22 protein-coding genes are annotated in these 25314 nt (G+C 68.4%); 19 read left to right on the top strand and 3 right to left on the bottom strand.

Translation table 11 applies throughout. The annotated features are described in order from the left end of the window. Positions 1 to 6: 6 nt before the first annotated feature. On the top strand, positions 7 to 1176 hold the full coding sequence (locus tag OL599_RS13705; RefSeq protein WP_264714355.1) for a thiolase domain-containing protein: 1170 nt from the start codon (positions 7 to 9) through the stop codon (positions 1174 to 1176). 5 nt (positions 1177 to 1181) lie between these two features. After that, complete coding sequence (locus OL599_RS13700) at positions 1182 to 1574, top strand: Zn-ribbon domain-containing OB-fold protein (protein ID WP_264714353.1); 393 nt, start codon at positions 1182 to 1184, stop codon at positions 1572 to 1574. A gap of 146 nt (positions 1575 to 1720) precedes the next feature. Here the strand turns inward: OL599_RS13700 and OL599_RS13695 are convergent, their stop codons facing one another. Both OL599_RS13695 and OL599_RS13690 read right to left on the bottom strand, forming a co-directional pair. Beyond that, a complete protein-coding gene (locus OL599_RS13695; protein WP_264714352.1) occupies positions 1721 to 2914 on the bottom strand; it encodes an enolase C-terminal domain-like protein in 1194 nt (397 codons plus the stop codon). Between the two features lie 76 nt (positions 2915 to 2990). Next, a complete protein-coding gene (locus OL599_RS13690; protein ID WP_264714351.1) occupies positions 2991 to 3233 on the bottom strand; it encodes an anti-sigma factor family protein in 243 nt (80 codons plus the stop codon). Positions 3234 to 3360: 127 nt separating this feature from the next. On the opposite strand from OL599_RS13690, the gene OL599_RS13685 reads away from it, so the two are divergent. Continuing rightward, positions 3361 to 4125 (top strand): RNA polymerase sigma factor, encoded by a 765-nt coding sequence (locus OL599_RS13685; RefSeq protein WP_264714350.1) that lies wholly within the window; start codon positions 3361 to 3363, stop codon positions 4123 to 4125. On the opposite strand, the gene OL599_RS13680 is transcribed toward OL599_RS13685, so the two are convergent. Further along, positions 4086 to 4949: an isocitrate lyase/PEP mutase family protein gene (locus OL599_RS13680; RefSeq protein WP_264714349.1), complete on the bottom strand. Its 864-nt coding sequence runs from the start codon at positions 4947 to 4949 to the stop codon at positions 4086 to 4088. The genes OL599_RS13685 and OL599_RS13680 overlap by 40 nt on opposite strands. A 71-nt stretch (positions 4950 to 5020) precedes the next feature. On the opposite strand from OL599_RS13680, the gene OL599_RS13675 reads away from it, so the two are divergent. The 16 genes from OL599_RS13675 to OL599_RS13600 all read left to right on the top strand — a co-directional run bounded on the left by OL599_RS13675 (position 5021) and on the right by OL599_RS13600 (position 25297). Then, complete coding sequence (locus OL599_RS13675; RefSeq protein WP_264714348.1) at positions 5021 to 6088, top strand: ketopantoate reductase family protein; 1068 nt, start codon at positions 5021 to 5023, stop codon at positions 6086 to 6088. Between the two features lie 436 nt (positions 6089 to 6524). Beyond that, on the top strand, positions 6525 to 8189 hold the full coding sequence (locus OL599_RS13670; RefSeq protein WP_264714347.1) for a peptide ABC transporter substrate-binding protein: 1665 nt from the start codon (positions 6525 to 6527) through the stop codon (positions 8187 to 8189). Positions 8190 to 8381: 192 nt separating this feature from the next. Then, positions 8382 to 10010 carry a peptide ABC transporter substrate-binding protein gene (locus OL599_RS13665; protein WP_264714346.1) on the top strand — a complete coding sequence of 543 codons (1629 nt, stop codon included), beginning with the start codon at positions 8382 to 8384 and terminating at the stop codon, positions 10008 to 10010. Then, positions 10007 to 10972 carry an ABC transporter ATP-binding protein gene (locus OL599_RS13660; protein ID WP_264714345.1) on the top strand — a complete coding sequence of 322 codons (966 nt, stop codon included), beginning with the start codon at positions 10007 to 10009 and terminating at the stop codon, positions 10970 to 10972. The genes OL599_RS13665 and OL599_RS13660 overlap by 4 nt, the downstream gene beginning before the upstream one ends. Continuing rightward, a complete protein-coding gene (locus OL599_RS13655; protein ID WP_264714344.1) occupies positions 10969 to 11931 on the top strand; it encodes an ABC transporter ATP-binding protein in 963 nt (320 codons plus the stop codon). The genes OL599_RS13660 and OL599_RS13655 overlap by 4 nt, the downstream gene beginning before the upstream one ends. A 3-nt stretch (positions 11932 to 11934) precedes the next feature. Further along, positions 11935 to 12888: an ABC transporter permease gene (locus OL599_RS13650; protein ID WP_264714343.1), complete on the top strand. Its 954-nt coding sequence runs from the start codon at positions 11935 to 11937 to the stop codon at positions 12886 to 12888. Between the two features lie 10 nt (positions 12889 to 12898). Further along, on the top strand, positions 12899 to 13834 hold the full coding sequence (locus tag OL599_RS13645; protein ID WP_264714342.1) for an ABC transporter permease: 936 nt from the start codon (positions 12899 to 12901) through the stop codon (positions 13832 to 13834). Positions 13835 to 13893: 59 nt separating this feature from the next. Further along, positions 13894 to 15402: an ABC transporter substrate-binding protein gene (locus OL599_RS13640; RefSeq protein ID WP_264714341.1), complete on the top strand. Its 1509-nt coding sequence runs from the start codon at positions 13894 to 13896 to the stop codon at positions 15400 to 15402. 120 nt (positions 15403 to 15522) lie between these two features. Continuing rightward, positions 15523 to 17541, top strand: a complete 2019-nt coding sequence (locus tag OL599_RS13635; protein WP_264714340.1) for a hydantoinase/oxoprolinase family protein — start codon at positions 15523 to 15525, stop codon at positions 17539 to 17541. Continuing rightward, positions 17538 to 19571 (top strand): hydantoinase B/oxoprolinase family protein, encoded by a 2034-nt coding sequence (locus tag OL599_RS13630; RefSeq protein ID WP_264714339.1) that lies wholly within the window; start codon positions 17538 to 17540, stop codon positions 19569 to 19571. Before OL599_RS13635 ends, OL599_RS13630 begins: the two co-directional genes overlap by 4 nt. 68 nt (positions 19572 to 19639) lie before the next feature. Continuing rightward, positions 19640 to 20839 (top strand): substrate-binding domain-containing protein, encoded by a 1200-nt coding sequence (locus OL599_RS13625; RefSeq protein ID WP_264714338.1) that lies wholly within the window; start codon positions 19640 to 19642, stop codon positions 20837 to 20839. Continuing rightward, a complete protein-coding gene (locus OL599_RS13620) occupies positions 20839 to 21606 on the top strand; it encodes an ABC transporter ATP-binding protein (RefSeq protein ID WP_264714337.1) in 768 nt (255 codons plus the stop codon). Before OL599_RS13625 ends, OL599_RS13620 begins: the two co-directional genes overlap by 1 nt. Beyond that, positions 21599 to 22327: an ABC transporter ATP-binding protein gene (locus OL599_RS13615; RefSeq protein WP_264714336.1), complete on the top strand. Its 729-nt coding sequence runs from the start codon at positions 21599 to 21601 to the stop codon at positions 22325 to 22327. Before OL599_RS13620 ends, OL599_RS13615 begins: the two co-directional genes overlap by 8 nt. Then, positions 22324 to 23310, top strand: a complete 987-nt coding sequence (locus tag OL599_RS13610; protein WP_264714335.1) for a branched-chain amino acid ABC transporter permease — start codon at positions 22324 to 22326, stop codon at positions 23308 to 23310. The genes OL599_RS13615 and OL599_RS13610 overlap by 4 nt, the downstream gene beginning before the upstream one ends. Beyond that, complete coding sequence (locus OL599_RS13605) at positions 23307 to 24371, top strand: branched-chain amino acid ABC transporter permease (protein WP_264714334.1); 1065 nt, start codon at positions 23307 to 23309, stop codon at positions 24369 to 24371. The genes OL599_RS13610 and OL599_RS13605 overlap by 4 nt, the downstream gene beginning before the upstream one ends. Further along, complete coding sequence (locus OL599_RS13600) at positions 24368 to 25297, top strand: nucleoside hydrolase (RefSeq protein WP_264714333.1); 930 nt, start codon at positions 24368 to 24370, stop codon at positions 25295 to 25297. Before OL599_RS13605 ends, OL599_RS13600 begins: the two co-directional genes overlap by 4 nt. Positions 25298 to 25314: the final 17 nt, after the last annotated feature.

The following is a 25314-nucleotide window of genomic DNA, read 5'->3' as shown; positions in this document are numbered from 1 at the left end:
GAGACGATGACGATCAAGGGCAAGGCATATATCGCCGGCGCGTACGAGCATCCCACGCGCAAGGCGCCCGACAAGTCGCTCGCGCAACTGCACGCGGAAGTGGCCATCGGGGCGCTGGCGGATGCCGGCCTGACCAAGGACGATGTGGACGGGTATTTCTGTGCCGGCGACGCGCCGGGCATGGGGCCCCTCTCGATGGTCGACTATCTGAACCTGCGGGTCCGGCACGTCGATTCCACCGATGTCGGCGGCTCGTCCTATCTGCTGCACGTGGCGCACGCGGCCGAGGCGATCGCCGCCGGCAAGTGTCGCGTGGCCCTGATCACGCTGGCCGGCCGCCCGCGCAGCGAAGGCATGGCCACCGGTACCCAGCCGCGCGCCGGCAACCTGGCGCAGCCGGACGTGCAGTTCGAGTATCCCTACGGCGTCACCGTCGCCAACGCCTACGCCATGGTGGCGATGCGCCACATGCACGAGTTCGGCACCACCAGCGAGCAGCTGGCCTGGATCAAGGTGGCGGCGTCGCATCACGCCCAGCACAACCCGCATGCGATGCTGCGCGACGTCGTCACCGTGGCAGACGTGGTGAATTCGCCGATGGTCGCCGATCCGTTGCACCGGCTGGATTGCTGCGTCATCAGCGACGGCGGCGGCGCGCTGCTGGTGGTGGCGCCCGAGGTCGCCAAAAGCCTGAAGCGGCCGCTGGTGAAGGTGATCGGCGCCGGCGAGGCGCCGAAGGGCCAGCTGGGCGGCGCGGTCGATCTGACCTATTCCGGCGCCCGCTATTCCGGCGCCGCGGCCTTTGCCGAAGCTGGGGTGAAGCCGTCCGACATCAAATACGCCTCGATCTACGACAGCTTCACCATCACCGTGCTGATGCAGCTTGAGGATCTGGGCTTCTGCGCCAAGGGCGAGGGCGGCAAGTTCGTCGCCGACGGCAACCTGATTTCCGGCGTCGGCAAGCTGCCGTTCAATACCGATGGCGGCGGCCTGTGCAACAACCACCCGGCCAATCGTGGCGGCATCACCAAGGTGATCGAGGCCGTGCGGCAGCTTCGCGGCGAGGCGCATCCGGCGGTGCAGGTCAGGAACTGCGACGTGGCGCTGGCCCACGGCACCGGCGGGCTGCTGGGCACGCGGCACGGCAGTGCCACCCTGATCATGGAGCGGGAGTGACCGACATGGCGAACGTACAGCGCAAGATCCCGGCTCCGACCCCCACCCCCGAGACCGAGGCGTTCTGGAAGGCGACGGCCGACGGAACGTTCCTGGTCCGCCGCTGCACCGCCTGCGGCAAGCCGCATTGGTATCCGCGCGCCATCTGCCCGTTCTGCATGAGCGACAAGACCGAATGGGTGGAGTCCAAGGGCACCGGCCGGATCTACAGCTACAGCGTGATGCGCCGCGCCGCCGAGCCCTACGCCATCGCCTATGTGACGCTGGACGAAGGCACGACGATGCTGACCAACTTGGTGCAGTGCGACTTCGATGCGCTGAAGATCGGCCAGGCGGTGAAGCTGGTGCTGATGCCCACCGAAGGCGGGCCGCCGGTGCCCTGCTTCACGCCGGCCTGACGATCGGCGGGGAGGGGGTCATACCAGCGGCCATGAAGAATGACCGCTGGTATGAGTCGTTATTTTGCGCGCCACCGCCCACCAACCCGGCGCGCGATACCAACGGCCCTTGACGATGGAAGGGTCATCGTCAAGGGCAGTCGGTATCAGGAGAAGATCTCGGCTTCCTCCTCGATCTTCGCGGGATCGAGCTGCATGGCCATCCCCGGCAGGTCGTGCGGCGCCAGCATGCCGCCAACCGGCCGCACGGGATGCGCGAGGAAGTACTGGTGGATGTCGTTCCACTTCACCAGGTATTCCTGCCATGGCGTGTGGATCGGCGACTGCGTGACCGAGAAATGGATGCCCGCATTCGTGGAATGCCCGTGCGGGATCACGATCAGGTCATGCGTGGTCGCGAGGGCCGCGATCTTCAACGTCTCCGAGAAGCCGCCGCACCAGTAGATGTCCGGCTGCAGCACATCGAGTGCACCGGCGTCGATGAAGCGCTTGAAGCCCCAGCGTGTGTATTCGTGCTCGGCACCGGCGAGAGGGATGGAGATCTTGTCCTTGATGCGCCGGTAGCTGTCGACGCGGTCGGGCATGACGCACTCCTCCAGCCAGCGCGGCCGGTACTCGGCGATGCGCCGAGCCAACTCGATGACATACGGCACGTCCATCGCCTGCCAGCAATCCAGCATGATGTCGTCGTCCGGCCCCAGCGCGTCGCGCAGGGTGCGCACCAGCTCGACATTCTTGCCCATTCCCTCCGGCCCGCTCATCGGCCCATGGCGGAAGAACCATTTCTGTGCGGTGTAGCCGGCCGCCTTGAACGCCTGCGCCCGCGCCCGCACCCGGCCTGGGTCGAGCACGTCGAAGCCGAGCATGCTGGCATAGGCGGGGATGGCGTCGCGGGTGGGCCCGCCGATCAGCCGGTGCACGGGCTGGCCGAGCCAGCGCCCCTTCAGGTCCCACAACGCGCAATCGACGGCGCTGATGGCGAGCATCGTCTCGCCTTGCCGGCCATGCACCATGATGCGGTGCATCTGGTCCCACAGCGTCTCGGTGGCGATGGGGTCGCGCCCCAGCAGGATCGGCCGCAGCTTCCAGGCGATGATGGCGGCCACGCTCTCGGGCAGCGGGCCGCCGATGCCGCTCACACCCTCGTCGGTGTCGATCTCCACGAAACAGGCCTCGATGCGGAACCGGCCGGTGTCCAGCTGGACGCCGCCTTCGAAATCGGGCCTGCCACGGTATTCGGCATAGATGTCGATGGGGCGCACCAGGCGCTCCTCCCACATCGGGCCATCGGTCCGCATCGTGCCGCGCAGGCGACGCAGTCGCACCGTCGTGATCTGCATCTTGCCACCCCCCGATGGCCGCGCGCCCCGGGGCGGCAGCCTTACTGGGCGATGCTACGATACCAAGGGATTGCGGTCATCCGGGCCGGTCGGGCGGGAGCGCCACGGCCGTCTCGATCAGACGCGCCTCCAGATCGGCCGGCGGTGTGGACAAGGGCAGGCCCCGCAGCAGCCGCCTGGTCTTCTGCAGCTGGTCGATATAGGCGCGGCACATGCTGCACAGGAACAGATGCAGCCGCACCCGCAGCCGCGCTCCCGGCGACAGGTGGCCCTCCATGTAGTCGGTTGCCAGTTCGGTCACATCACGGCACGTCAGCACGGCGTTCCTCCGCGGTCTCGGGCGGCAATGGCGTCCGTTAAATGAGACTCGTCATCAAGCAGAGCATTACGCCAATCCGCATGATCCGCTAGATTCGTCCCCATCGCGCAACCGGATGCCCTCTGCCATGAGCCATGCCGAGTTCGACAAGCCGGAGTTCCTGGCGCTGCTGCGCAGCGGCGACGAGCACGCCTACCGGCGGCTGATCCGGCGGTTCCATGGCTCCCTGGTGGGCGTCGCCAGCGCCATCATCGGCAGCAGGGCGCAGGCTGAGGAGGTGGTGCAGGACGCCTGGCTGGCGGTCTTCTCCGGAATCGCCCGGTTCGAGGGGCGATCGAGCCTGGCCAGCTGGGTGTTCACGATCGTGTTGAACCGCGCCCGCACCCGGGCGACGCGCGAGCGGCGCCTGGTGTCCCTGCCCACGGTCCTGGAGGGCTTCCATGGCGAGGAACGCGCCGTCGACCATACGCATTTCGTGGTCGACGGGCATTGGCGCGAGGCGCCGAGGCTATGGGATGAGCTGGACCCCGAGCGCGTGGTGGGCGGCCGCGAGCTATGGCGGCATGTCCGCGACGTGATCGAGCACCTGCCGGCCGGGCAACGGGCCGTGATCATCCTGCGGGACATCGAAGGGCACAGCGCCGAAGAGGCCTGCGCGCTGCTGCAGATCAGTGCCGAGAACCAGCGCGTGCTGCTGCACCGGGCGCGCGGGCGCGTGCGCAAGGCGATCGACGAGGTATCCGGGTCGGCCGCGCCGGCCGCCACGCCTGTGCCCCGGGCGCCGCGCCACCAGCGGCCCGCCGGCCAGGCGCTGGGGCGGCTGGCAGCCGTACTGGCAGCGGCCGGCGCGGCTTACTTGCCGCCCATGAAGCTGCGGATTGCCTCGGCGTAGCTGGCGTCACGGGTCACGTGCTTCATCAGCTCGCCCGAAGGCTGGCCGGCGAGATCCTTCGGCGCCGTGCCCTCGCGCAGCGCTTTCAGCGTGTCGTGCACCGCCTTCACCGCGGCCATGAACGGCTGATGGCCCTGCAGCGCCACGCGCACGCCCAGCGCGCCCATGCCGTCGCGCCCGCCGAGGTCGCCGTCGGTGCCGCCGAGGATGATCGGCAGAGGGGTTTCCGCCCGGATCGCCCGCAACTGCTCCGGCGTGCCGATGCCGGTGAAGAACAGCGCGTCCGCACCCGCCCTGGTGTAGGCGCGCGCGCGCTCGACCGCATCGTCCAGCCCGGTGACAGCCACGGCACTGGTGCGCGCGACGATGGTCAGCGCCGGATCGGTGCGCGCGGCCAGTGCGGCGCGGACTTTGCCGAGCCCTTCCTCGATCGACAGAAGCTGCGTGCGCCCGTCGCCATAGGCGCGCGGCAGCAGCGTGTCCTCGATGGTCATGGCGGCAACGCCCGCGGCTTCCAGCTCCTGCACCGTGCGCATCACGTTCAGCGCGTTGCCGTAGCCATGGTCGGCATCGACCAGCAGGGGCAGGGCGCCGGCGCGGGTGATGCGGCGGATCTGGTCGGCGAACTCGGTCAGCGTCAGCACCACGATATCGGGCGCCCCCAGCACCGTGAACGAGGCGATCGAGCCGGCGAACATGCCGACCTCGAAGCCCAGGTCCTCGGCGATCCGGGCCGAGATCGGATCGAACACCGAACCGGGATGCACGCACCTTGTGCCTGCCAGGATGGCGCGGAAGCGCTGCCGCCGGTCGGTGAAGCTCATGGTGTGTTGTTCTCCCTGTGGAATTGCCGGTCTACTGTGACCGATAACAAGGTCGAGGGGGAGACGGGTTCATGGATTCACGCATCGCGGTGATCGGCGCCGGCGCGGTCGGCGGCTATGTCGGCGGGCATCTCGCCCGGCTGGGCCTCGATGTCACGCTGGTCGATCCGTGGCCCGAGCATGTCGAGGCGATCCGGGCCAACGGCCTGAACCTGTACGGCCTGACCGCGGAGGAGCGCTGCACCGTGCGGGTGCCCACGATGCACCTGACCGAGTTGCAATCCATTGCCCGGCAGCGGCCCATCGATATCGCCATCGTCTCCGTGAAATCCTACGACACCGAGTGGGCGACCATGATGGTGCGGCAATATCTGTCGCCCGGCGGCTACGTGGTGTCCTTGCAGAATTGTATCAACGAGGAGCGCATCGCCGGCATCGTCGGTTGGGGCCGGGTGGTCGGCTGCATCGCCGCGGCGATTTCCGTCGACCTGTACGAGCCCGGCCATATCCGCCGCACGGTCCCGAAGGGCGGGGCGTCGCACACGGTCTTCCGCGTGGGCGAGGTGCACGGCCGCGTGACCCGGCGCGCCGAGGAATTGGCCGCCATGATCGCGCCGATCGACAGCGTGAAGGTCACGACCAATCTGTGGGGTGAGCGCTGGTCGAAGCTGTGCCTGAACGGCATGCGCAACGGGGTTTCCGCCGCGACCGGCCTGCCCGGCAACGCGGTCGACCGCGACGACGCTATCCGCCGCTTCTGCATCCGCCTGGGCGGCGAGGCGGTGCGCATCGGTCAGGCGCTGGGCTACGAACTCGAACACATCGGCAAGCTGGACCCGGAACGCCTGGCCCGTGCATCCGAGGGCGATGCCAAGGCGCTGGAAGAGGTCGAGGCGATCATGCTGGCCGGCACCAACAGCGGCGTCCGCAGCGAGCTGCAGCGCCCGTCGATGGGCCAGGACATGCTGAAGGGGCGGCGCACCGAGATCGACTTCATGAACGGCTTCATCGCCGCCAAGGGGACGGAGATCGGCCGCCCCGCCGGCGCGCACGCGGCCCTGACCGCAATGGTCAAGCGAGTCGAGCGCGGCGAGGTGCCGGCCCAGCCGGAGAATGTGACCGGGCTGGATGCCTCCTGATGGGCAGCCCTGCACACCCACGCTCGGCCAGCACAAAACATCCGGCGGAGCAGGTGCAGGAAAATTGCTACGAACTGTAAGCGCGCCTTGCGATAACCGCCGCAACAATTCTTGACGATTGGCGAAACGCGGCCCGCCGGCGACGCACACGGCCGGGAAGGCCGTTGCCATGTCGGGGCGTGGATGGGCCGCATGGCGGCCATTCGGGTCGAGCAGAAACCGCCGCCAGCGAACGGGCGGGCCACGACGAACCGCCGTTCCTGGTTTTGCGGCACCCCATCGGTTGCGGCAGGCTGCCCTGCGACAGTCGGCGCGGCGGAGCAAGCTGCTTTGCAGTCTTGACAGTTACTGACTGCCGTCGTTGACAGAAGGCAGCATTGTCTTCTTTCATCGCCACGCCGACATCTTCCACACAATCTCGCCAGGGTCTGGACACATGAAACTCCGCGCCGCGCTTGCCGCCATCGTGATGATGGCGCTGCCGCTGCTGAATTCGCCGGCACAGGCGAAGGACGATCTCGTGATCGGGATCGCGCAGTTTCCCTCAAGTTTGCATCCGAACATCGATGCCTTGGTGATCAAGGCCTATGTGCTGGGCTTCGTCCTGCGCCCGATCACCGCGTTCGACAAGGACTGGAAGAACTCCTGCCTGCTCTGCACCGAGTTGCCCACGCTGGAGAACGGGCTGGCGAAGTTCGAGGACCGGCCGGATGGCAGCAAGGGCATGGCGGTCACCATCACGCTGAAGCCCGACCTGAAATGGGGCGACGGCACGCCGGTGACCTCGAAGGACGTGGCGTTCACCTGGAAGCTCGGCCGCGATCCGGCCTCGGGCTTCAGCAACAGCCACTCCTGGGGCCGCGCCACGTCGCTCGACATCGTCGACGAGCGCACCGTGGTGCTGCATCTCGACAAGGTGCGGGTCGACTACAACCAGTGGGACCAGATCCTGCCCGAGCATGTCGAAAGCCCGATCTATGCGAAGGCCGGCAATGCCGACGAATACGTCAAGCAGACCGCCTATAACCGTGCGCCCACCACGCCCGGCCTTTATGACGGACCGTACCGCGTCGCGGACTACCAGTCCGGCGTGCAGATCGTGCTGGAGCCGAACCCCTATTGGTCCGGGACCAAGCCCGGCTTCAAGCGTATCGTTCTGAAGCTGATCGAGAACACTGCCGCCCTGCAGGCCAACCTGCTGTCGGGCGACGTGGACATGGTCCCCGGCGAAGGCGTCGGCCTGACCATCGATCAGGTGATCGCGCTGCGCAAGCAGAACCCGGACAAGTTCGAGTACATCTTCAAGCCGAGCCTGACGTACGAGCATATCGACCTGAAGATCGAGAACCCGATCCTCGCGGATGTGCGCGTGCGGCGCGCGCTGCTGTACGCCATGGACCGCAAGACCATCGTGCAGCGGCTGTTCGAGGGCATGCAGCCGGTGGCGGACACCTGGGTGAATCCGCTCGATCCCAACTACGCGAAGGATGTCCCGACCTATCCGTATGATCTGGCGCGCGCCAAGGCGCTGCTGGCCGAGGCCGGCTGGAAGCCCGGCAGCGACGGCATCTGCCGCAACGGCAAGGGCGAGCGGCTGTCGCTGGAGATCAACACCACCGCCGGCAATCGCCTGCGCGAGCTGACAGAGCAGGTGCTCCAGAACCAGTGGAAGGCCGCCTGCATCGACGTCACGATCCGCAACGAGCCGGCCCGCACCCTGTTCGGCGAGACGCTGAAGAAGCGCCAGTACACGGGGATGATCATGTATGGCTGGTCCAGCGGCGTCGGCGAATCCCCGCGCCGCACGCTGGGCACCGACAACATCCCCACGGCGGCGAACAACTGGGGCGGCTCCAACGCCATCGCCATGAGTGACCCGCAGCTGGACGCCGACATCGCCAAGGCGGAAACCGAGCTGGATCCGGTCAAGCAGAAGCAGATCTGGACGAACATGCAGCGGATCTACGCCGAGCAGGTTCGGGTGCTGCCGCTGTTCTTCCGTGCCGAGCCGCATGTGGTGCCGAAATGGCTGAAGGGCTACACGCCGACCGGCCATAGCGACGCCAGCATCCTTTGGTCCGAGAACTGGCACCCGGGCTGAACGGATCGGCCTGAGCGTTCCGGCCTGAACCGGCTGGCACGAACCCACTGGCGGGGACGGCACATGGCCGTTCCCGCCGGTTTTGTCTTTGCAGCCAGTTTTTGCTTTCACGCATGGCGCAGGGCTTGCATAAATCGGCCGGAAGGCAGTGGGGGTGGCGGTGTCGTGACACTGCGGCTGTGTCTATGCGTCGTGGCGCTTCTGGTTGGTGGCGCTGCTGCGTATGCGAAGGACGTTCTGACGATCGGCGTGTCGCAGTTCCCCTCCAGCATGCATCCGAACATCGACCCCGAGGTCATCAAGAGCTACACGCTGTCCTTCGCGCTGCGTCCGATCGCCGCGTTCGACAAGGACGGTATCAACACCTGCATGCTCTGCACCGCGCTGCCGACGCTGCAGAACGGCCTGGTGCGGATCGAGGATCGCGCCGGCGGCGGCAAGGGCATGGCCGTCACCGTCAAGCTGCGCGATGACATCCTGTGGGGTGATGGCCGCCCCGTCACGGCCGCCGATCTTGCCTTCACCGCAAGAGTCGGCCGCGACCCGACCTCCGGCTTCGCCAACACCCGCGTGTGGGGGCGCGTCGCCAGCGTGGACGTCATCGACGACCACACCGCGGTGCTCCACCTGGACGAGATCAGCACCCTGTACGACCGCCTGCCGGCCATCCTGCCCGAGCATCTCGAGGGTCCGGTCTTTGCCCGGGTGGCGGGCACCGGCGACTACAGGAACCAGACCACCTATAACCGCGCCCCGACCACGCCGGGCCTCTATAACGGCCCCTATCTGGTCACGGACTACCAGCCCGGCCAGCTCGTCGTCCTTGAGCCGAACCCGTACTGGAAGGGCACGAAGCCGGGCATCCGGCGGATCGTCCTGAAAGCGATCGGGAACACCGCCGCGCTGCAGGCGAACCTTCTGGCGGGCGACGTGGACATGGCGCCCGGCGATGCGCCCTCGCTGACGATCGACCAGGTGCTGCAACTGCGCAAGCAGCAGCCGGACCGGTTCACGTATATCTTCCGTCCGGCGCTGACCTACGAGCATATCGACCTCAACCTGGACAATCCGATCCTGCAGGACATTCGCGTGCGCCGCGCCTTGCTGCTTGCGCTGGACCGCAACACCCTGGTGGAGCGGCTGTTTGAAGGCATGCAGCCGGTCGCCGACAGCTTCGTCAGTCCGCTCGATCCCATGCATGCCGACGGCGTCACGTCCTATCCCTACGATCCCGCGCGGGCCCGCGCATTGCTGGCCGAGGCCGGCTGGACGCCGGGCCCCGACGGCGTCTGCCGCAATGCCGCCGGCGCGCGGCTGTCGCTGTCGTTCGGCACCACCGCCGGCAATCGCTTGCGCGAACTGCAGCAGCAGGTGCTGCAGAACCAGTGGAAGAACGCCTGCATCGAGGTGACCATCAGGAACGAGCCGGCGCGCACCTTCTTCGGCGAGACGCTCAAGCAGCGTGTGTTCACTGGCCTCGCCATGTATGCCTGGAGCTTCGGCATCAGCTATCCGCCGCGCCAGACTCTCGCAACCGATCAGATCCCGACGGCAGCCAACAACTATGGCGGCACCAACTACATGGATTATCGAAACCCCACCATGGACGCAGCAATCCTGACAGCCGAAACCAACCTCGACCCGGCGGCTCAGAAGGTTGCCTGGGCGGACATCCAGCGCATCTACGCCGACGACCTGCCCGTGCTGCCCCTGTTCTTCCGTGCCGACGCATATGTGCTGCCGAAATGGCTGAAGGGCGTAACCCCCACCGGGCATTCCGACGACAGCAGCCTGTGGTCCGAGTTCTGGCGGTCGGAATGAGCGCGCCGCTTCTCGAGGTTCGCGGCCTGCGGGTGGGTTTCCCGCGCGCCGGCGGGTTGCGCCACGTCGTCGCCGGCATCGACTACGCGCTGTCGCCGGGCCGAACGCTGGGCGTGGTCGGCGAGAGCGGCTGCGGCAAGTCCATGACCGCGCTGGCGCTGATGGGCCTGGTGCCGCCGCCCGGCCGGGCCGAGGGCTCCATCCGCTTCGACGGGCGCGAACTGATCGGCCAGTCCGCGGCCGAATGGCGCGCATTGCGCGGCAACCGCATCGCCATGGTCTTCCAGGAACCGATGACCGCCCTCAACCCGGTCATGCCGGTGGGTGCCCAGATCGCGGAAGTGCAGGTGCTGCACAAGCATCTCGGCTGGAAGGAAGCCGGGGAGAATGCGGTGGCGATGCTGGAGGCGGTGGGCATCAACTCGCCGCGCGAGCGCGCCCGCGCCTATCCGCACCAGCTTTCCGGCGGCATGCGCCAGCGCGCCATGATCGCCATGGCGCTGGCCTGCGAACCCGCCCTGCTGGTTGCCGACGAGCCGACCACGGCGCTGGACGTGACCATCCAGGCGCAGATCCTTGACCTCATGCTCGAGCTGCAGGACCGGATCGGCATGGCCATCCAGTTCATCAGCCACAACCTCGCGGTGGTCTCGGAGATCGCGCACGAGATCATCGTCATGTATGCCGGGCGCATCGTCGAGCGGGCGCCCGCCGACGCGCTGTTCGCCAATCCGCGCCATCCCTATACCCAGGGCCTGATCGCTACTCTGCCGGACCCCGAGCAACGCGTGGCGCGCCTGCCGGTCATTCCCGGCGGGGTGCCCGACCTGGATGCCGGCGCCCGCGGCTGCCGTTTCGCCGATCGCTGCGCCCTGGCCGACGCCGGCTGCCGTGCCGCCGAACCGCCGGCGGAGGAGATCGCCCCCGGCCACTTCGCCGCCTGCTTCAAGGCCGCCGCATGAACGAGCTCGTCGCCCTCGATGGCATCAGCGTGCATTTCCACCTCGGCGGCGGCGGCTTCCTCGGCGGCAAGCCGCGCATCCTGCGCGCCGTCGAGAATGTCAGTTTCGCCATCGGCGAAGGCGAAACCCTGGCACTGGTCGGCGAAAGCGGCAGCGGCAAGAGCACGCTGGGGAACGTCGTCGCCGGCCTGCAGCCGCCGACCGCAGGCACACTGCGCTTCCGCGGCCGCACGCTCGACCGCGCGACCTGGCCGCAGGCGCGGCGCTCCATCCAGATCGTGTTCCAGGATCCGTTCGGCGCGCTGGACCCACGCATGCCCGTCTCGGCCATCATCGCCGAGCCGCTGCGCATCCAGGGCATCGGCACGCCAGCCGAGCGGCGTGCCCGCACCGCGGCGCTGGTCGAGCAGGTCGGCCTGCCGGTGGACGCGCTGAACCGCTATCCGCACGAGTTCTCCGGCGGCCAACGCCAGCGCATCGCCATCGCCCGCGCGCTGGCGCCCGATCCCGCCCTGATCGTGGCCGACGAGCCGCTTTCGGCGCTGGACGTGTCGATCCAGAGCCAGGTGCTGAACCTGATGAAGGAGTTGCAGGAGCGGCTGGGGCTGTCCTACCTGTTCATCAGCCACGACCTGGCTGTGGTGAACCATCTGGTGGACCGCGTGGCCGTGCTGTATCTCGGCCGCCTCGTGGAACTGGCCCCGCGCCAGCTGCTGTTCGACCGCCCCTCGCACCCCTACACCCAGGCGCTGCTGCATGCGGTGCCGCGCATCGGCCGCAAGCGGGCACGCGGCCAGACCATCAAGGGCGAGATGCCCAGCCCGTTGAACCCGCCGCCCGGCTGCGTGTTCCATCCGCGCTGCCCGAAAGCGCAGGATGTCTGCCGCACCACGGCGCCGATCCTCGAACCCGCGCCCGGACGTGCCGCGCACATGTCCGCCTGCCATTTCAAGGAGTAGCCGATGACGCGCTACATCCTGCGTCGCATCCTCCAGGCGCTGCTCGTGCTGCTGGTGATGTCGTTCGTCATCTACAGCCTGATCGGCCTGATGCCCGGCGACCCGCTCGACATCATGCTGGCCAGCAACCCGGGCGCCACGCCCGAGGTGGTGGAGCATCTGCGCAAGCTCTATGGCCTGGATCAGCCGTTGATGCTGCGCTACCTGCGCTGGCTGCAGGATGCGCTGGTCGGGCAGTTCGGCTATTCGCGCACCCACTCGCTGCCGGTGCTGAGCGTGCTGGTGCCGGCGCTTATTCAGACCTGCAAGCTGATGATCATCAGCTTCATTGCCAGCGTCATCCTGGCGTTCATCCTCGGCATCCTGGCGGCGCTGAAGCCGGGCGGCATCCTCGACGGCGTGATCAGCCTGTTCGCGTTTGCCGGCATCTCCGTGCCGGTGTTCTGGCTGGCGCTGATGATGATCCTGGTCTTCGCCGTGAAACTGCACTGGTTTCCCGCCAGCGGCATTGCGACCGTCGGCGACGGCGGCTTTCGCGACCAGGCGCTGCATCTGGTCATGCCGGTGATCACGCTGGCCCTGGCCAGCACCGGCGGCTTCACCCGATACGTGCGCGCCAGCATGATCGAGGTGCTGCGCATGGACCATGTGCGCACTGCGCGCGCCAAGGGGGCCGCCGAGTGGCGCGTGGTGCTGGTCCATGCCTTCCGCAACGCGCTGATCCCGGTCGTCACCATCATGGCGCTCAGCTTCGGCGTGCTGTTCAACGGCGCGCTGCTGACCGAGACGATGTTCGCCCAGCCGGGGATGGGCAAGATGATCTACGACGCAATCCTCGGCAACGACTTCAACCTCGCCTTGACCGGGCTGCTGTTCGCCACCGTGGTGACGCTGCTCAGCAACCTCGTCGCCGATCTTGCGTATGGCTGGCTCGATCCACGGATCGCCCTGACGTGAGCGCACCGACATGAGCGCCACCACCGCCACCGCCGTTCCCCGCACCGAGGCCGCGATCGGCCCCTGGCGCCTGCGCTGGCGCCGCTTCCGTCGCCACCGCGCCGGCATGGCCAGCCTGGTCGTGCTGCTGCTGCTGGCGCTGTTCTGTCTGGCCGCGATTCCCATGCAGCACGTCCTGGGCATGGACCCGGACGCGACCGACCTGCTGGCGCGGTTTGATCCGCCCTCGGCCGAGCATTGGCTGGGCACCGACGAGGCCGGGCGCGACGAGCTGATCCGCCTGATGGTCGGCGGCCAGATGTCGCTGCTGGTCGGCCTGCTGGCGACGGCCGTGGGCGGCATCTTCGGCCTGGTCGTCGGCGTCTTCGCCGGCTATTTCGGCGGGCGCGTCGACGCGCTGCTGATGCGCTTTACCGACGGCATGATCGCGCTGCCGCTGCTGCCGCTGCTGATCGTGCTGGGCGCGGTCGACCTCACCAAGCTCGGCTTCTCCAGCGAGTTCGCGCGGTCCGGCGCCGCCGGGTTCTGGCGCATCGTGATCATCATCGCGATCGTGGACTGGACGGCGATCGCCCGCCTGGTGCGCGCCGCGACGCTGTCGATCAAGGAACGCGACTTCGTGCGCGCGGCGCGCGCCAGCGGCGCCGGGCCGCTCTATGTCATGCCGACGCATATCCTGCCCAACGTCGCCACCCCCATCATCGTCGCTTTCACATTGACAGTGGGGCGGGTTATCCTGTTCGAATCCGTTCTCAGTTTCCTCGGATTCGGCATCGTCCCGCCCACGCCAAGCTGGGGCAACATGCTGAACAATGCGCAGGAGCTGGTGACCACCGCGCCGGCGCTGGCCGTCTATCCCGGCCTGCTGATCTTCGTGACCGTGATTGCCGTGAACTTCCTGGGCGACGGATTGCAACACGCCTTCGATCCGCGCTCCGAACGATAAGGGAACTCGCCATGACACTCGGCCGCCGTTCGCTAATTGCTGGATCGGGGGCCGCAGTTATGGCGGGCCGAAATGGGGCGCGGGCCCAGGGCATCCGGCGCATCGTCACCGCCAACAACAGCCCTTACGACACGCTCGATCCGCACGCTGTGTTCGACATCGGCCGCATCGCCTCGCGCCTGAACATGTACGACTGCCTGGTGCGCTGGGTGGACAATCCGCCGCAGCTGGTCCTGTGGCTGGCCGAAAAGGTCGACATCTCGCCGGATGGGCTGACCTACACGTTCACCCTGCGCAAGGGCGCACGCTTCCACGACGGCACGCCCATCACCGCCGATGACGTGGTGTTCTCGATGGAACGCCTGCTGGGCATGAAGAAGGGCGCCTACGGCCTGTTCAAGGGGGCGATCGATCCCGGCAAGACAGCCGCGATCGACCCCGGCACGGTGCGCTTCACCCTGAACCAGCCATTCGCGGTGTTCATGTCCGTGCTCTCGGAGCTCTGGATCGTGAATTCCAGGCTGGTGCGCGCCAACGAGGCGTCCGGCGACTGGGGTGCCGCCTGGCTGAACCGCAACGAGGCCGGTTCCGGCAATTTCCGCCTGCGCCGCTTCGACCCCGCAGTCGGCTTCCAGGCCGACCGGTTCGACGGGCATTTCATGGGCTGGGACCAGCCGCATGTCGACCAGACCGAGTTCCGCGTGGTGCTGGAGACCACCAGCCGCGTGCTGGGCATGCTGAAGGGCGATTTCAACATCACCGACGGCTACCTGCCGCTCGACCAGATCAAGCGCCTGCGCGAAAGCGACAGCATCCGCATCGAGGAAGCGGAGTCGCTGCGGACGATGTATTTCATCATCCACAACCAGCGCGCGCCGCTGAACGACGTGAACATGCGCAAGGCGCTCAGCTATGCCTTCGACTACGACGCCTTCAACAACCAGATCCTGGGCGGATCGGTCGCGCGCAATCCCGGCATCATTCCCAACACGATGTGGGGCGCGCCGAAGGACCTGAAAGGCTACACCTACGACCTCGCCAAGGCGAAGGAGCATCTGGCGATGGTCAAGGCGCCGCTGCGGCCGCTGAGCATCGGCGTGCTGGCCGGATTCGGCCAGAGCGAGCAGGCCGCGCTGCTGCTGCAGAACGGCCTTGCCAAGATCGGCGTCGAGGCCAAACTGGTCTCCGAGCCGTGGTCGGTGATCCAGGGCAAGTACAACGACCCCGACCGGACCCATGACCTCATTCCGTTGTGGCGCAGCGCCTATTTCGCCGATCCGCACAACTGGACCGGCTACATCTACAACAGCCGCAACATCGGCTCAGGCAACCCCAGCTTCTACCGCAATGCGCGGGTCGATGAGCTGACCGACAAGGCCCTGCTGCTCACCGACCGCGAGCAGCGGCAGCCGATGTACGAGGAGGTGTCGCGCATCCTCGTCGAGGAGGCGGCCGGCCTCTTCATCTACAACACCAAATGGTATGGCCCGTTCACCAGGAACGTGCGCGGGGTGCGGTTCTGCCCGATCGGCGATGCCCAGGACATCCGCTGGATGTCGCTGGCCTGATCGCCGCTGCCGCGACGCCCGTCACGGCAAACGACCGGCACGGCAAACAACCGGCGCCGTGCTGGACAGACCCGGATGCGGCTGCCACGCTGCGCCATTCCGTCATGAAAGGGAGGCGGCATGGGCTGGCGGCTCGGTGTCGATATCGGCGGCACCTTCACGGATCTCTGCGCCCATGACGAAGCCACGGGCGCGGTCCACACACTGAAAGTGCTTTCGCGCCCCGACCTGCCGGGGGTCGACGTCGCCGCCGCCATCGCCGATGTCGCCCGGCTGCACGACGTGGACCTCGCGCAGGTCACGCGCTTTACCCACGGCACCACGGTCGGCGTGAACACCATCATCCAGCGCCGGGGTGCCACCCTGGCTCTGTTCGCCACGGACGGCTTCACCGACGTGCTGGAACTCGCGCGCCTGCGCATGCCCGACGCCTACAGCCTGTTCGGCGAACGCGCGGCCCCGCTGGTGCCCAAGGACCGCGTCTTTCCCGTCGCCGGCCGCCTGCTGGCCGACGGCACGCAACTGCAGCCGATCGATCCCGCCAGCGTCGACGCCGCCATTGCCGGCGCGCGCGCACGCGGCTGCGCCGGCGTCGTGATCTGCCTGCTGCATGCGTGGCGGAATCCGGCGCATGAGATCGAGGTCGCTCGCATCGTCGCCGCGCGCGCGCCCGATCTGTTCGTGTTCCGCTCCACCGAGATCTGGCCGGCCATCCGCGAATACGAGCGCACCAGCACGGCGGTGCTGAACGGCTACGTGCATCCGCGCGTGGCGCTCTATCTCGAACGCCTGGAAGCCGTGCTGGCCGAGGCGGGCGTCGTCGCCCGCCCGCTGATCACGCGCTCCAACGGCGGCGTCATGGCGGCACGGCAGGGCCGGCGCGACTGCGTGGGCATGCTGCTCTCGGGCACGGCCTGCGGCGTCATGGGGGCCGCGTTCGTTGCGGCCGAAGCGGGCATCCGCCACGCCGCCACGCTCGATGTCGGCGGCACCAGCGCCGACGTGGCATTGCTGCTGGACGGCCAGGCGCAGTTCGCCGCCGGCGAGAACGTGGGTGGCTTCCCGCTGTTCGTGCCCTCGGTTGCGGTGTCTTCGATCGGCGCCGGCGGTGGCTCCATCGCGCGGGTCGACGCCTTCGGGCTGCTCAAGGTCGGCCCGGACAGCGCCGGCAGCATGCCGGGCCCGGCCTGCTACGGACGCGGCGGCACCGAGGCCACGTTGACCGATGCCTTCGCGGTGCGCGGCGTGCTCGGCCATGGCGCGCTCGGCTTCGGCGCGGTGCGTCCGGATGTCGATGCCGCGCGCGTCGCCGTCGGCAAGGTCGCGGCGCGGCTGGGCCGCAGCGAGGAGGAGACCGCCGAGGCCATCGCCGCGGTCGCGGTGTCGGCCATGTATCTCGAATTCTCCAAGCTGTTCGCGCGCAACGCCGTCGATCTCACGGACATGACGCTGATCGCCTTCGGCGGCGCCGGCCCCATGGTCGGATGCGCCCTGGCGCGCGAGCTCGGCCTGCGCCGGATGCTGGTGCCGCGCGCGCCCGGCGTGGTCTGCGCGCTGGGCGGCCTCGTCGCGGAGATCCGCAACGACCTGCTGCGCACCGTGATGCTGCCGCTGGCGCCGGAATCGGTCGATGCCTTCAAGGATGGTTTCGCGGCCCTGGAGCGCGACGCACAGGCCTGGCTCGCCGATGTCGGCGAGCCCGGCGTCGCCGGCGTGGTGCAGGTCTCCGCGGACATGCGCTATCGCGGCCAGTCCTATGAGATCGAGGTCCCGCTCACCGCCGTCACCTGCGCGGCGATGGCCGCCGCTTTCCACGCCCGCCACCACGCGGTGTTCGATCACGCCGATCCCGCCGCCGCGGTCGAGGTCGTGAACCTGCGTCTGTCCATCCGCGCCGGGGCGCCCGGCATCGCCTCGCCGGTGCTGCTGCCGGCCGACGGCCCGCCGCCATCGCGGCCGACCCGCATCTTCCTCGATGGCGCGTGGCGCGATGTCGCGCTGTATCGTCGTGCGGACCTGCGTGCCGGCCACACCATCGCCGGCCCCGCCGTGGTGGCACAGGACGACACCACAGTGTTGCTGCCCGCGCAGTCGCAGGCCGTCGTGCAATCCCATGGCCATCTGCTGGTGACCCTATGACGCTGCGCACCGATCCCGTCACGCTGCAAATCATCGCCAACCATTGCCGCGCCGCGGCCGAGGGCATGGCCTACACGCTGTACCGCACGGCCCATTCGACCTTCGTGAAGGAGACCGAGGACTTCACCATCCAGATCCTGGATCGGGACGGCAAGACCTGCGCCACGCCGATGGACCTTGGCGCCACCTGGTATCCCGGCCTCGATTACGGCGAGGCGATGGCCATGGTGGAGGGCGTGCGTCCCGGCGACGTCTGCGCCTGCTCGGACCCGTATGCGGGCTACCTCGCCACCCACGCGCCCGACCTGCACGTCTGGCGCCCGGTGTTCCACGACGGCGAGATCGTTGCCTATGCCTCCGGCCACATCCACAACACCGATGTCGGCGGCGCCGTGCCCGCCTCGCTGTCGCGCACGCTCACCGACGTGCAGCAGGAAGGCATCCGTCTGCCGCCGCTCCGCCTGGTGAAGGAAGGCAGCATCGACCCCGAGCTGCTGCGCGTGCTGCTGACCAATGTGCGCGTGCCCGAGCAGAACCTCGGCGACCTCAAGGCCATCCTCGGGGCCACCGCCACCGGCGAACGGCGCATCCGCGGCATGATCGAGCGCTTCGGCCGGCAGGGCTTCATCGACGGCCTTGCCGACCTCCAGGACTATGCGGAGGCGCAGGCACGCGCCGTGCTCGCCTCGATCCCCGACGGCGACTACGACTTCGTCGATTACTGCGACGAGGACCTGCCCGGCGGCGAGCCGGTGCGCCTCGCTCTGCGCCTGTCCATATCCGGTGATTCCGCGGTGCTCGACTTCACCGGCACCGACCCGCAGGTCGCCGCTTCGCTGAACGTTCCCACCGGCGGCCGGCCACGCCATTCCCTGGTCCTGGTCGGCGTCTACTACGTGCTGTTCACGCTGCACCGGGGCATCACCCTGAACTACGGCCTCACCCGCCCGTTCACCTGCATCATGCCGGAGGGCTCGGTGGTGAACCCGCTGCCGCCGGCCGCCGTCGGCATGCGCAGCCTCACCTGCGCCCGCCTGCGCAGCCTCGTCTTCGGCGCCTTCTGCCGCGCGGCCCCCGAACGCATGCCGGCGGCCCCCGCCGGGTCGAGCAGCATCGTCAACGTCATGACCTCGGACGACCGCACCGGGCGGCGCCTGATCGCCGCGATCAACCCGATCGTCGGCGGCGCCGGCGGCATGCCGCATCGCGACGGCACCGACGGCTCGGGCGCCGACGCCGCCTATCTCAAGAACACGCCGGTCGAGATCACCGAAACCGAAGTCCCCGTGCGCATCCTCCGCTATGGCCTCGCCCCCGACACCGGCGGGGCAGGGGCCACGCGCGGCGGCCTCGCCACCGAACTGATGTTCACGGTCGCCAATCCGGGCAGCATGGTCACCGCGCGCAACCGCGACCGCTGCCGCTTCCGCCCCTGGGGGCTGCTGGGCGGCGGCCCCGGCATGCCTTCCACGTTCACGCTCAATCCCGGCACGAACCACGCCCGCGAACTCGGCAACATCGACACCGTCAAGCTCAATCCCGGCGACGTGCTGCGCATCGTCTCGCCCGGCGGCGGCGGGCGTGGCGACCCGTTCACGCGTGATCCCGACGCCGTGCTGCTGGATGTGCAGCGCGGCTTCCTGTCGGCCGAGGCGGCGCGACGGGACTACGGCGTCGTCATCGTCGAAGGTGAACTCGATGCAGCCGCCACCGCGGCATTGCGCACGGCCCGGCGCCCGCCGCACCCCCTGTTCGCCTTCGGACCGGAGCGAACTGCGCATGAAGCGGTCTGGACACCGGAAGCGTATGCCGCCATGGGCCAGGCGATGGCCGCCATTCCCCTGCACTGGCGCGCCTTCCTCAAGAAGGAGCTGTTCCAGGCCATAGGCACCACGCCCGTGCCCGATCCGGTCATGCGTGTCGCCACGGCACTCGCGGACCTCGCTGCCCGCCATAAACCATTGCGGCCTACCGTTTCGCAATACTCGGTATTCGGCTATACACGCCGCCGCGCCAGCTCGTCGCCATAGGCGGATCCCTCGTCGGCGACCGGCTGGCGGTCCTGCGTCGCCTGCCGACACGTCGAGGAGGAAATCCCATGCGACTCCTTTCCTGGATCGCTGCCGCATTGTTTCTGGGGCTCGCGGTCCCGGCATATGCGCAGCCTGCCAAGCCGGTGAAGGTCGCCCTGATCGGCGACAAGACCGGCCCGCTGGAAGTCTATGCCAAGCAGCTCGCCACCGGGTTCAAGATGGGCCTGGAATACGCCACCAAAGGCAGCGGCATCGTCGCCGGCCGCAAGGTCGAGCTGATCGAGAAGGACAGCCAGACCAAGCCCGATGTCGGCCGCAACCTGCTCGCCGAGGCCTATAGCGACGACGACGCCGATCTCGCCGTCGGCGGCACCAGCAGCGCGGTGGCGCTGGCCATGCTGCCGGTGGCGCAGGACTACAAGAAGGTGCTGATCGTCGACGGCGCCGTCGCCGACAGCATCACCGGCGACAAGTGGAACCGCTACATCTTCCGCGTCGACCGCAACTCGTCGCAGGACGCCATCTCCAACGCGCTGTCGATCGGCAAGCCCGGTGTCGTCGTCGCCGTGCTGGCGCAGGACTACGCCTATGGCCGCGATGGTGTTGCCGCGTTCCAGGAGGCGCTGAAGCCCACAGGCGCCAAGCTGGTGCACGCGGAGTTCGCACCCCCCACCACCAGCGATTTCACCGCGCCCGCGCAGCGCATCTTCGACGCATTGGCGAAGGAGCAGGGCGAGAAGATCCTGTTCGTGATGTGGGCCGGCGCCGATCCGATGGGCAAGATCGCTGCCCTCGATCCGCAGCGCCTGGGCATCCATCTCGCCACCGGCGGCAACCTTCTGCCGGTGCTGAAATCCTACAAATCGATCCCCACCCTCGCGGGGATGCAAGGCGCCACCTACTACTATTACGATATCCCCAAGAACCCTGTGAACGACTGGCTGGTCGCCGAGCACATGAAGCGCTTCAACGAGCCGCCGGATTTCTTCACCGCCAACGGCATGGTCACCGCCCTGGCTGTGGTGGCCGCGCTTGAGAAGACCAAGGGTGCCACCGACGCCGACACGCTGATTTCCGCCATGGAGGGCATGGCGTTCGACAGCCCGAAAGGCCGGGTGCAATTCCGCGCCGAAGACCATCAGGCGCTGCAGTCGATGTTCGGCTTCTCGCTGAAGATCGATCCGAATGCGCCCTGGGCCATCCCCGTGCTGACGCGCGAATTCAAGATCGAAGACATGAATCTGCCCATCACCAACAAGCGCTGATGCCTTCCGGGCCGGTCCTGGAAACCCGCGACCTGACCATCCGCTTCGGCGGTCAGGTCGCGGTGGACGCCGTCACCTGCGCTTTTCATCCCGGCACGCTCACGGCGATCGTCGGTCCGAACGGGGCAGGGAAAACGACCTATTTCAACCTGATCTCCGGCCAGCTCCGTGCCAGCGCCGGCGAGGTGCTGCTGCACGGCCAGCGTGTCACCCGCCTGGCCGCACCGTTGCGCACCCGCCGTGGCCTGGGCCGCGCTTTCCAGCTCACCAACCTGTTCCCGGACCTGTCAGTGCTTGAGAATGTGCGGCTCGCGGTGCAAGCCCGCGCCGGCATCGGCCTGCATTTCCTGGGCCTGGCCTCGGATCACGCGGAGCTGATCGACCGCGCCCAGGCTTGCCTGGCCCGCGTGCGTCTGTCCGACCGTGCCGGAGTTCCCGCCGCCGCCCTCAGCCACGGCGACCAGCGCAAGCTCGAGGTCGCCATCCTGCTGGCGCTGGAGCCGCAGATCTTCATGTTCGACGAACCCACGGCGGGCATGAGCGTCGACGAGGTGCCCGTGATCCTCGACCTCATCGAGGCGATCAAGCAGGAGGGCGACAAGACCATCCTGCTCGTCGAGCACAAGATGGATGTCGTCCGCCGCCTCGCCGACCGCGTCATCGTGCTGCACCAGGGCGCGCTGGTGGCCGATGGCGACCCCGCCGAAGTCGTGGCCTCGCCCATCGTGCAGGAGGCGTATCTCGGCGTACGCCCGGCCAATGCCTGAGCCGGCCCTGCTGACTCTCGAAGGCGTGCACACGCATATCGGCCGCTACCACATCCTGCACGGCGTCGATCTCGTGGTGCCCAAGGGCCGCCTCACCGTGCTGCTCGGCCGCAACGGCGCCGGCAAGACCACCACCCTGCGCAGCATCATGGGCCTGTGGCGCGCCAGCGCCGGGCGCATCACCTTCGGCGGCGCCGACATCACCGCCATGGCCACGCCGGACATCGCCCGGCGCGGCATCGCCTACGTGCCGGAGACCATGGGCATCTTCACGCAGCTCACCGTGCGCGAGAACATGCTGCTGGCGACGACGTCCGGCCGCTTCGACGAAGCCCGCCTCGACGGCGTGTTCGCCCTGTTCCCCGTGCTGAAGCAGAAATGGCACGACGCGGCCGGCGGCCTGTCCGGCGGCCAGAAGCAGATGCTCGCCATCAGCCGCGCCATCGTGGAGGAACGCCGGCTGCTGGTCGTCGACGAGCCCACCAAGGGCCTTGCCCCCGCCGTCATCGAGCATCTCATCGAAGGTTTCCGCCAATTGAAGCAGACCCGCACCACCATCCTGCTGGTCGAGCAGAATTTCCACATGGCCCGCTCGCTCGGCGACAACGTCGCGGTGATGGACGACGGCCGCGTGGTGCACACCGGCACGATGGCCGCTCTTGCCGCCGACGAGGCGCTGCAATCGCGCCTGCTCGGTCTCAGCCTGGCCAGCCACCAATGACCGGCGCCAAGGCCCGCCCGGATTGGGCCCCCTATCTCGTGCTTCCCGTCGTCGCCGTGCTCGCGCTGCCGGCGATGGCATTCCCCACCTGGCTCACCCTCACCGTGGCCGGGGCGGCGATGGGCATGATGCTGTTCCTCATGGCCTCCGGCCTCACGCTGATCTTCGGCCTGATGGACGTGTTGAACTTCGCCCATGGCGCCTTCATCACCCTCGGCGCCTATGTCGCCGTCAGCGTGCTCGGCCGGCTCGCGGGACTGGGTGCGGCGGACAGCGTGATGCTGAACCTGATCGCGCTCGCCGCCGCGGTGCTGGTGGCCGCCTGCGTCAGCGGCGCGGTCGGCTGGGCGTTCGAGCGTGTCATCATCCGCCGCGTCTACGGATCGCATCTGCAACAGATCCTCATCACCGTGGGCGGCCTCATCGTCGCCCAGCAGCTCGTCATCGTGCTGTGGGGGCCGCAACCGCTGCAGATCCCCAAGCCCGCGGCGCTGCGCGGCAGCTTCATCGCCGGCGGTGCCGCCATCGAGGCGTACCGCATGGTCGCGGTCGCGCTCGGCCTGCTGATCTTCCTCGCCATGCATCTCGTGCTGAACCGCACCCGCATCGGCCTGCTGGTGCGCGCCGGCGTCGAGAACCGCGAAATGGTCGAAGCCCTCGGCTATCGCATCCGCCGCCTGTTCGTTGGCGTGTTCGTGGCGGGCACGGCGCTGGCCGGCATCGGCGGCGTGATGTGGGGCGTCTACCAGGAGATTGTGACCCCCGCGATCGGCGACGAGATGACCATCCTCATCTTCATCGTCATCATCATCGGCGGCCTGGGCTCCGTCACCGGCTGCTTCGCCAGTGCCATCCTGGTCGGGCTGACCGCCAATTATGTCGGCTACCTGTCGCCGAAGCTCGCCCTGGGCTGCAACATCGCACTCATGGTCGCGGTGCTGCTGTGGCGCCCGCGCGGCCTGTTCCCGGTGGCGAAGCAATGAGGTGGCGGATCGTCTCCGGCGACCGTCCCGGCCATCCGGTCGCCACCGCCCTGCTGCTCGTGCTGCTGGTCGCACTCGCCTTCGCGCCGTTCCTGTTCCCGGGCACGCGCTCCGTGGCCGCGGCCGCACGCATCTGCATCTTCATCGTGCTTGCCGCCAGCTATGACATCCTGCTCGGCTATACCGGCATCGTCTCCTTCGCCCACACCATGTTCTTCGCCATCGGCGCCTATGGCGTGGCGATCCCGCTGGCCAACGGCTGGATCGGCTGGGACGCAGTGCTGGCCGGCGGCCTCGGCGGCGCCGCTCTCGCCGCCGGCATCGCGGCGGCCATCGGCCTGCTCAGCCTGCGCGTGCGGAAGATCTTCTTCTCCATGATCACGCTCGCCGTCGCCAGCCTCGCCCAGCTCCTGGCGACCCAGTGGCGCGACATCACCGGCGGCGAGGACGGGCTGACCTTCTCGCTCCCGCGAATCCTCAGCCCTGCCTTCCGCCTGCTCTCCGACCCTGTCCTGGGCGTGCGCATCGACGGCCGTCTCATCACCTATTATCTGATCTTCGCCGTCTCGCTGGCGCTGTTCTGGCTGATGCTGCGCATCGTCAACTCGCCCTTCGGCCGCGTGCTGCAAGCCATCCGCGAGAACGAGTTCCGTGCGGAGGCCCTCGGCTACCGCACCATCGTCTACCGTACGCTGGCCAGCGCATTGTCCGCCGGCATGGCCGCCATCGCCGGCGCGCTGATGGCGCTGCTGCTGCGCTACAACGGCCCCGAGGCCACCATGTCCTTCGCCATCATGGTCGACGTCCTGCTGATGGTGGTCATCGGCGGCATGGGCACGCTGTACGGCCCGGCGCTGGGGGCCGCCGTCATCGTGCTGGCCCAGTATTACCTCCAGCCCGGGCTGCAGGCCCTGTCCGACGCTGCCGGGGCGCTGCCGCTGCTGCCCGCCCTGTTCCACCCGGACCGCTGGCTGCTGTGGCTGGGCGTGCTGTTCATCCTCATCGTGTATTTCCTCCCCGCCGGCATCGTCGGCAGCCTCCGCCGCAGGAGCCGCGCATGAGTCCCCGCAAGATCGTCATCGACTGCGATCCCGGCACCGACGACGCCATCGCATTGTTCCTCGCGCTTGCCAGCCCCGAGCTCGATGTCCGCCTGGTCACCGTCGTCGGCGGCAATGTCGGCCTCGACCGCACCCTGGCCAACGCCCGCGCGCTGGTCGGCCTGGCCGGCGCCGGCATTCCCGTCATCGGCGGCGCCGACCGCGCCTTGCTCGGCAGCTTCGTCGCCGAGCCCCGCGTGCACGGCCAGAACGGGCTCGGCGGCGTCGTCCTGCCGGACGGCCCGCCGGCTGCTCCTGGCGTGGCGTCCGACGCCATCCGCGCCTTGCTGCGCCAGGCCGCTCCGGACGAAATCACCCTCGTCGGCATCGGCCCCGCCACCAATCTTGCCCTGGCGCTCGCAACCGAACCCGCGCTCACCGACCGAGTCGCCGAGATCGTGCTGATGACCGGCGCCTGGAGCGAAGGCAACGTCACCCCCGCCGCCGAGTTCAACGCCTGGAACGACCCCGCGGCCCTGGCCGTCGTCCTAGCCTGTGGCCGCCCCGTCACCCTGGCGACCCTGGAGCTCACGGCCCAGGCACTCTGCACCCCGTCCTGGCTGGACACCCTGCGCGCCCACCCCGGCGGCGCCTGCCTGCGCGCGGCCCACGCGATCATGTCCTCCGTGCCGCCATCAAGGCGCCTGGGCGGCAAGGGCCACCCGCAGCATGACGCCTGCGCCGTCGGCTGGCTCGTCGCACCCGGCCTGTTCACCCACCGCGCTGTTCACGCCTCTGTCGATCTCGGCCCCGGCCCCTGCCGCGGCCGCACCGTCATCGACCGCTGGGGTCGCCTGCCTGATCCGCCGAATGCCCGCCTGCTGGAAACGCTGGACCCGGCGGCGTTCTTTGCGCTGCTGGCGGAACGGATCGCGGCGCTGCCGTAATCCCGGGAAACGCGACG

The sequence above is a fragment of the Limobrevibacterium gyesilva genome, from assembly GCF_025989185.1.
GTDB lineage: Bacteria > Pseudomonadota > Alphaproteobacteria > Acetobacterales > Acetobacteraceae > Limobrevibacterium > Limobrevibacterium gyesilva.
This window is presented reverse-complemented; position numbering and strand designations above follow the sequence as displayed.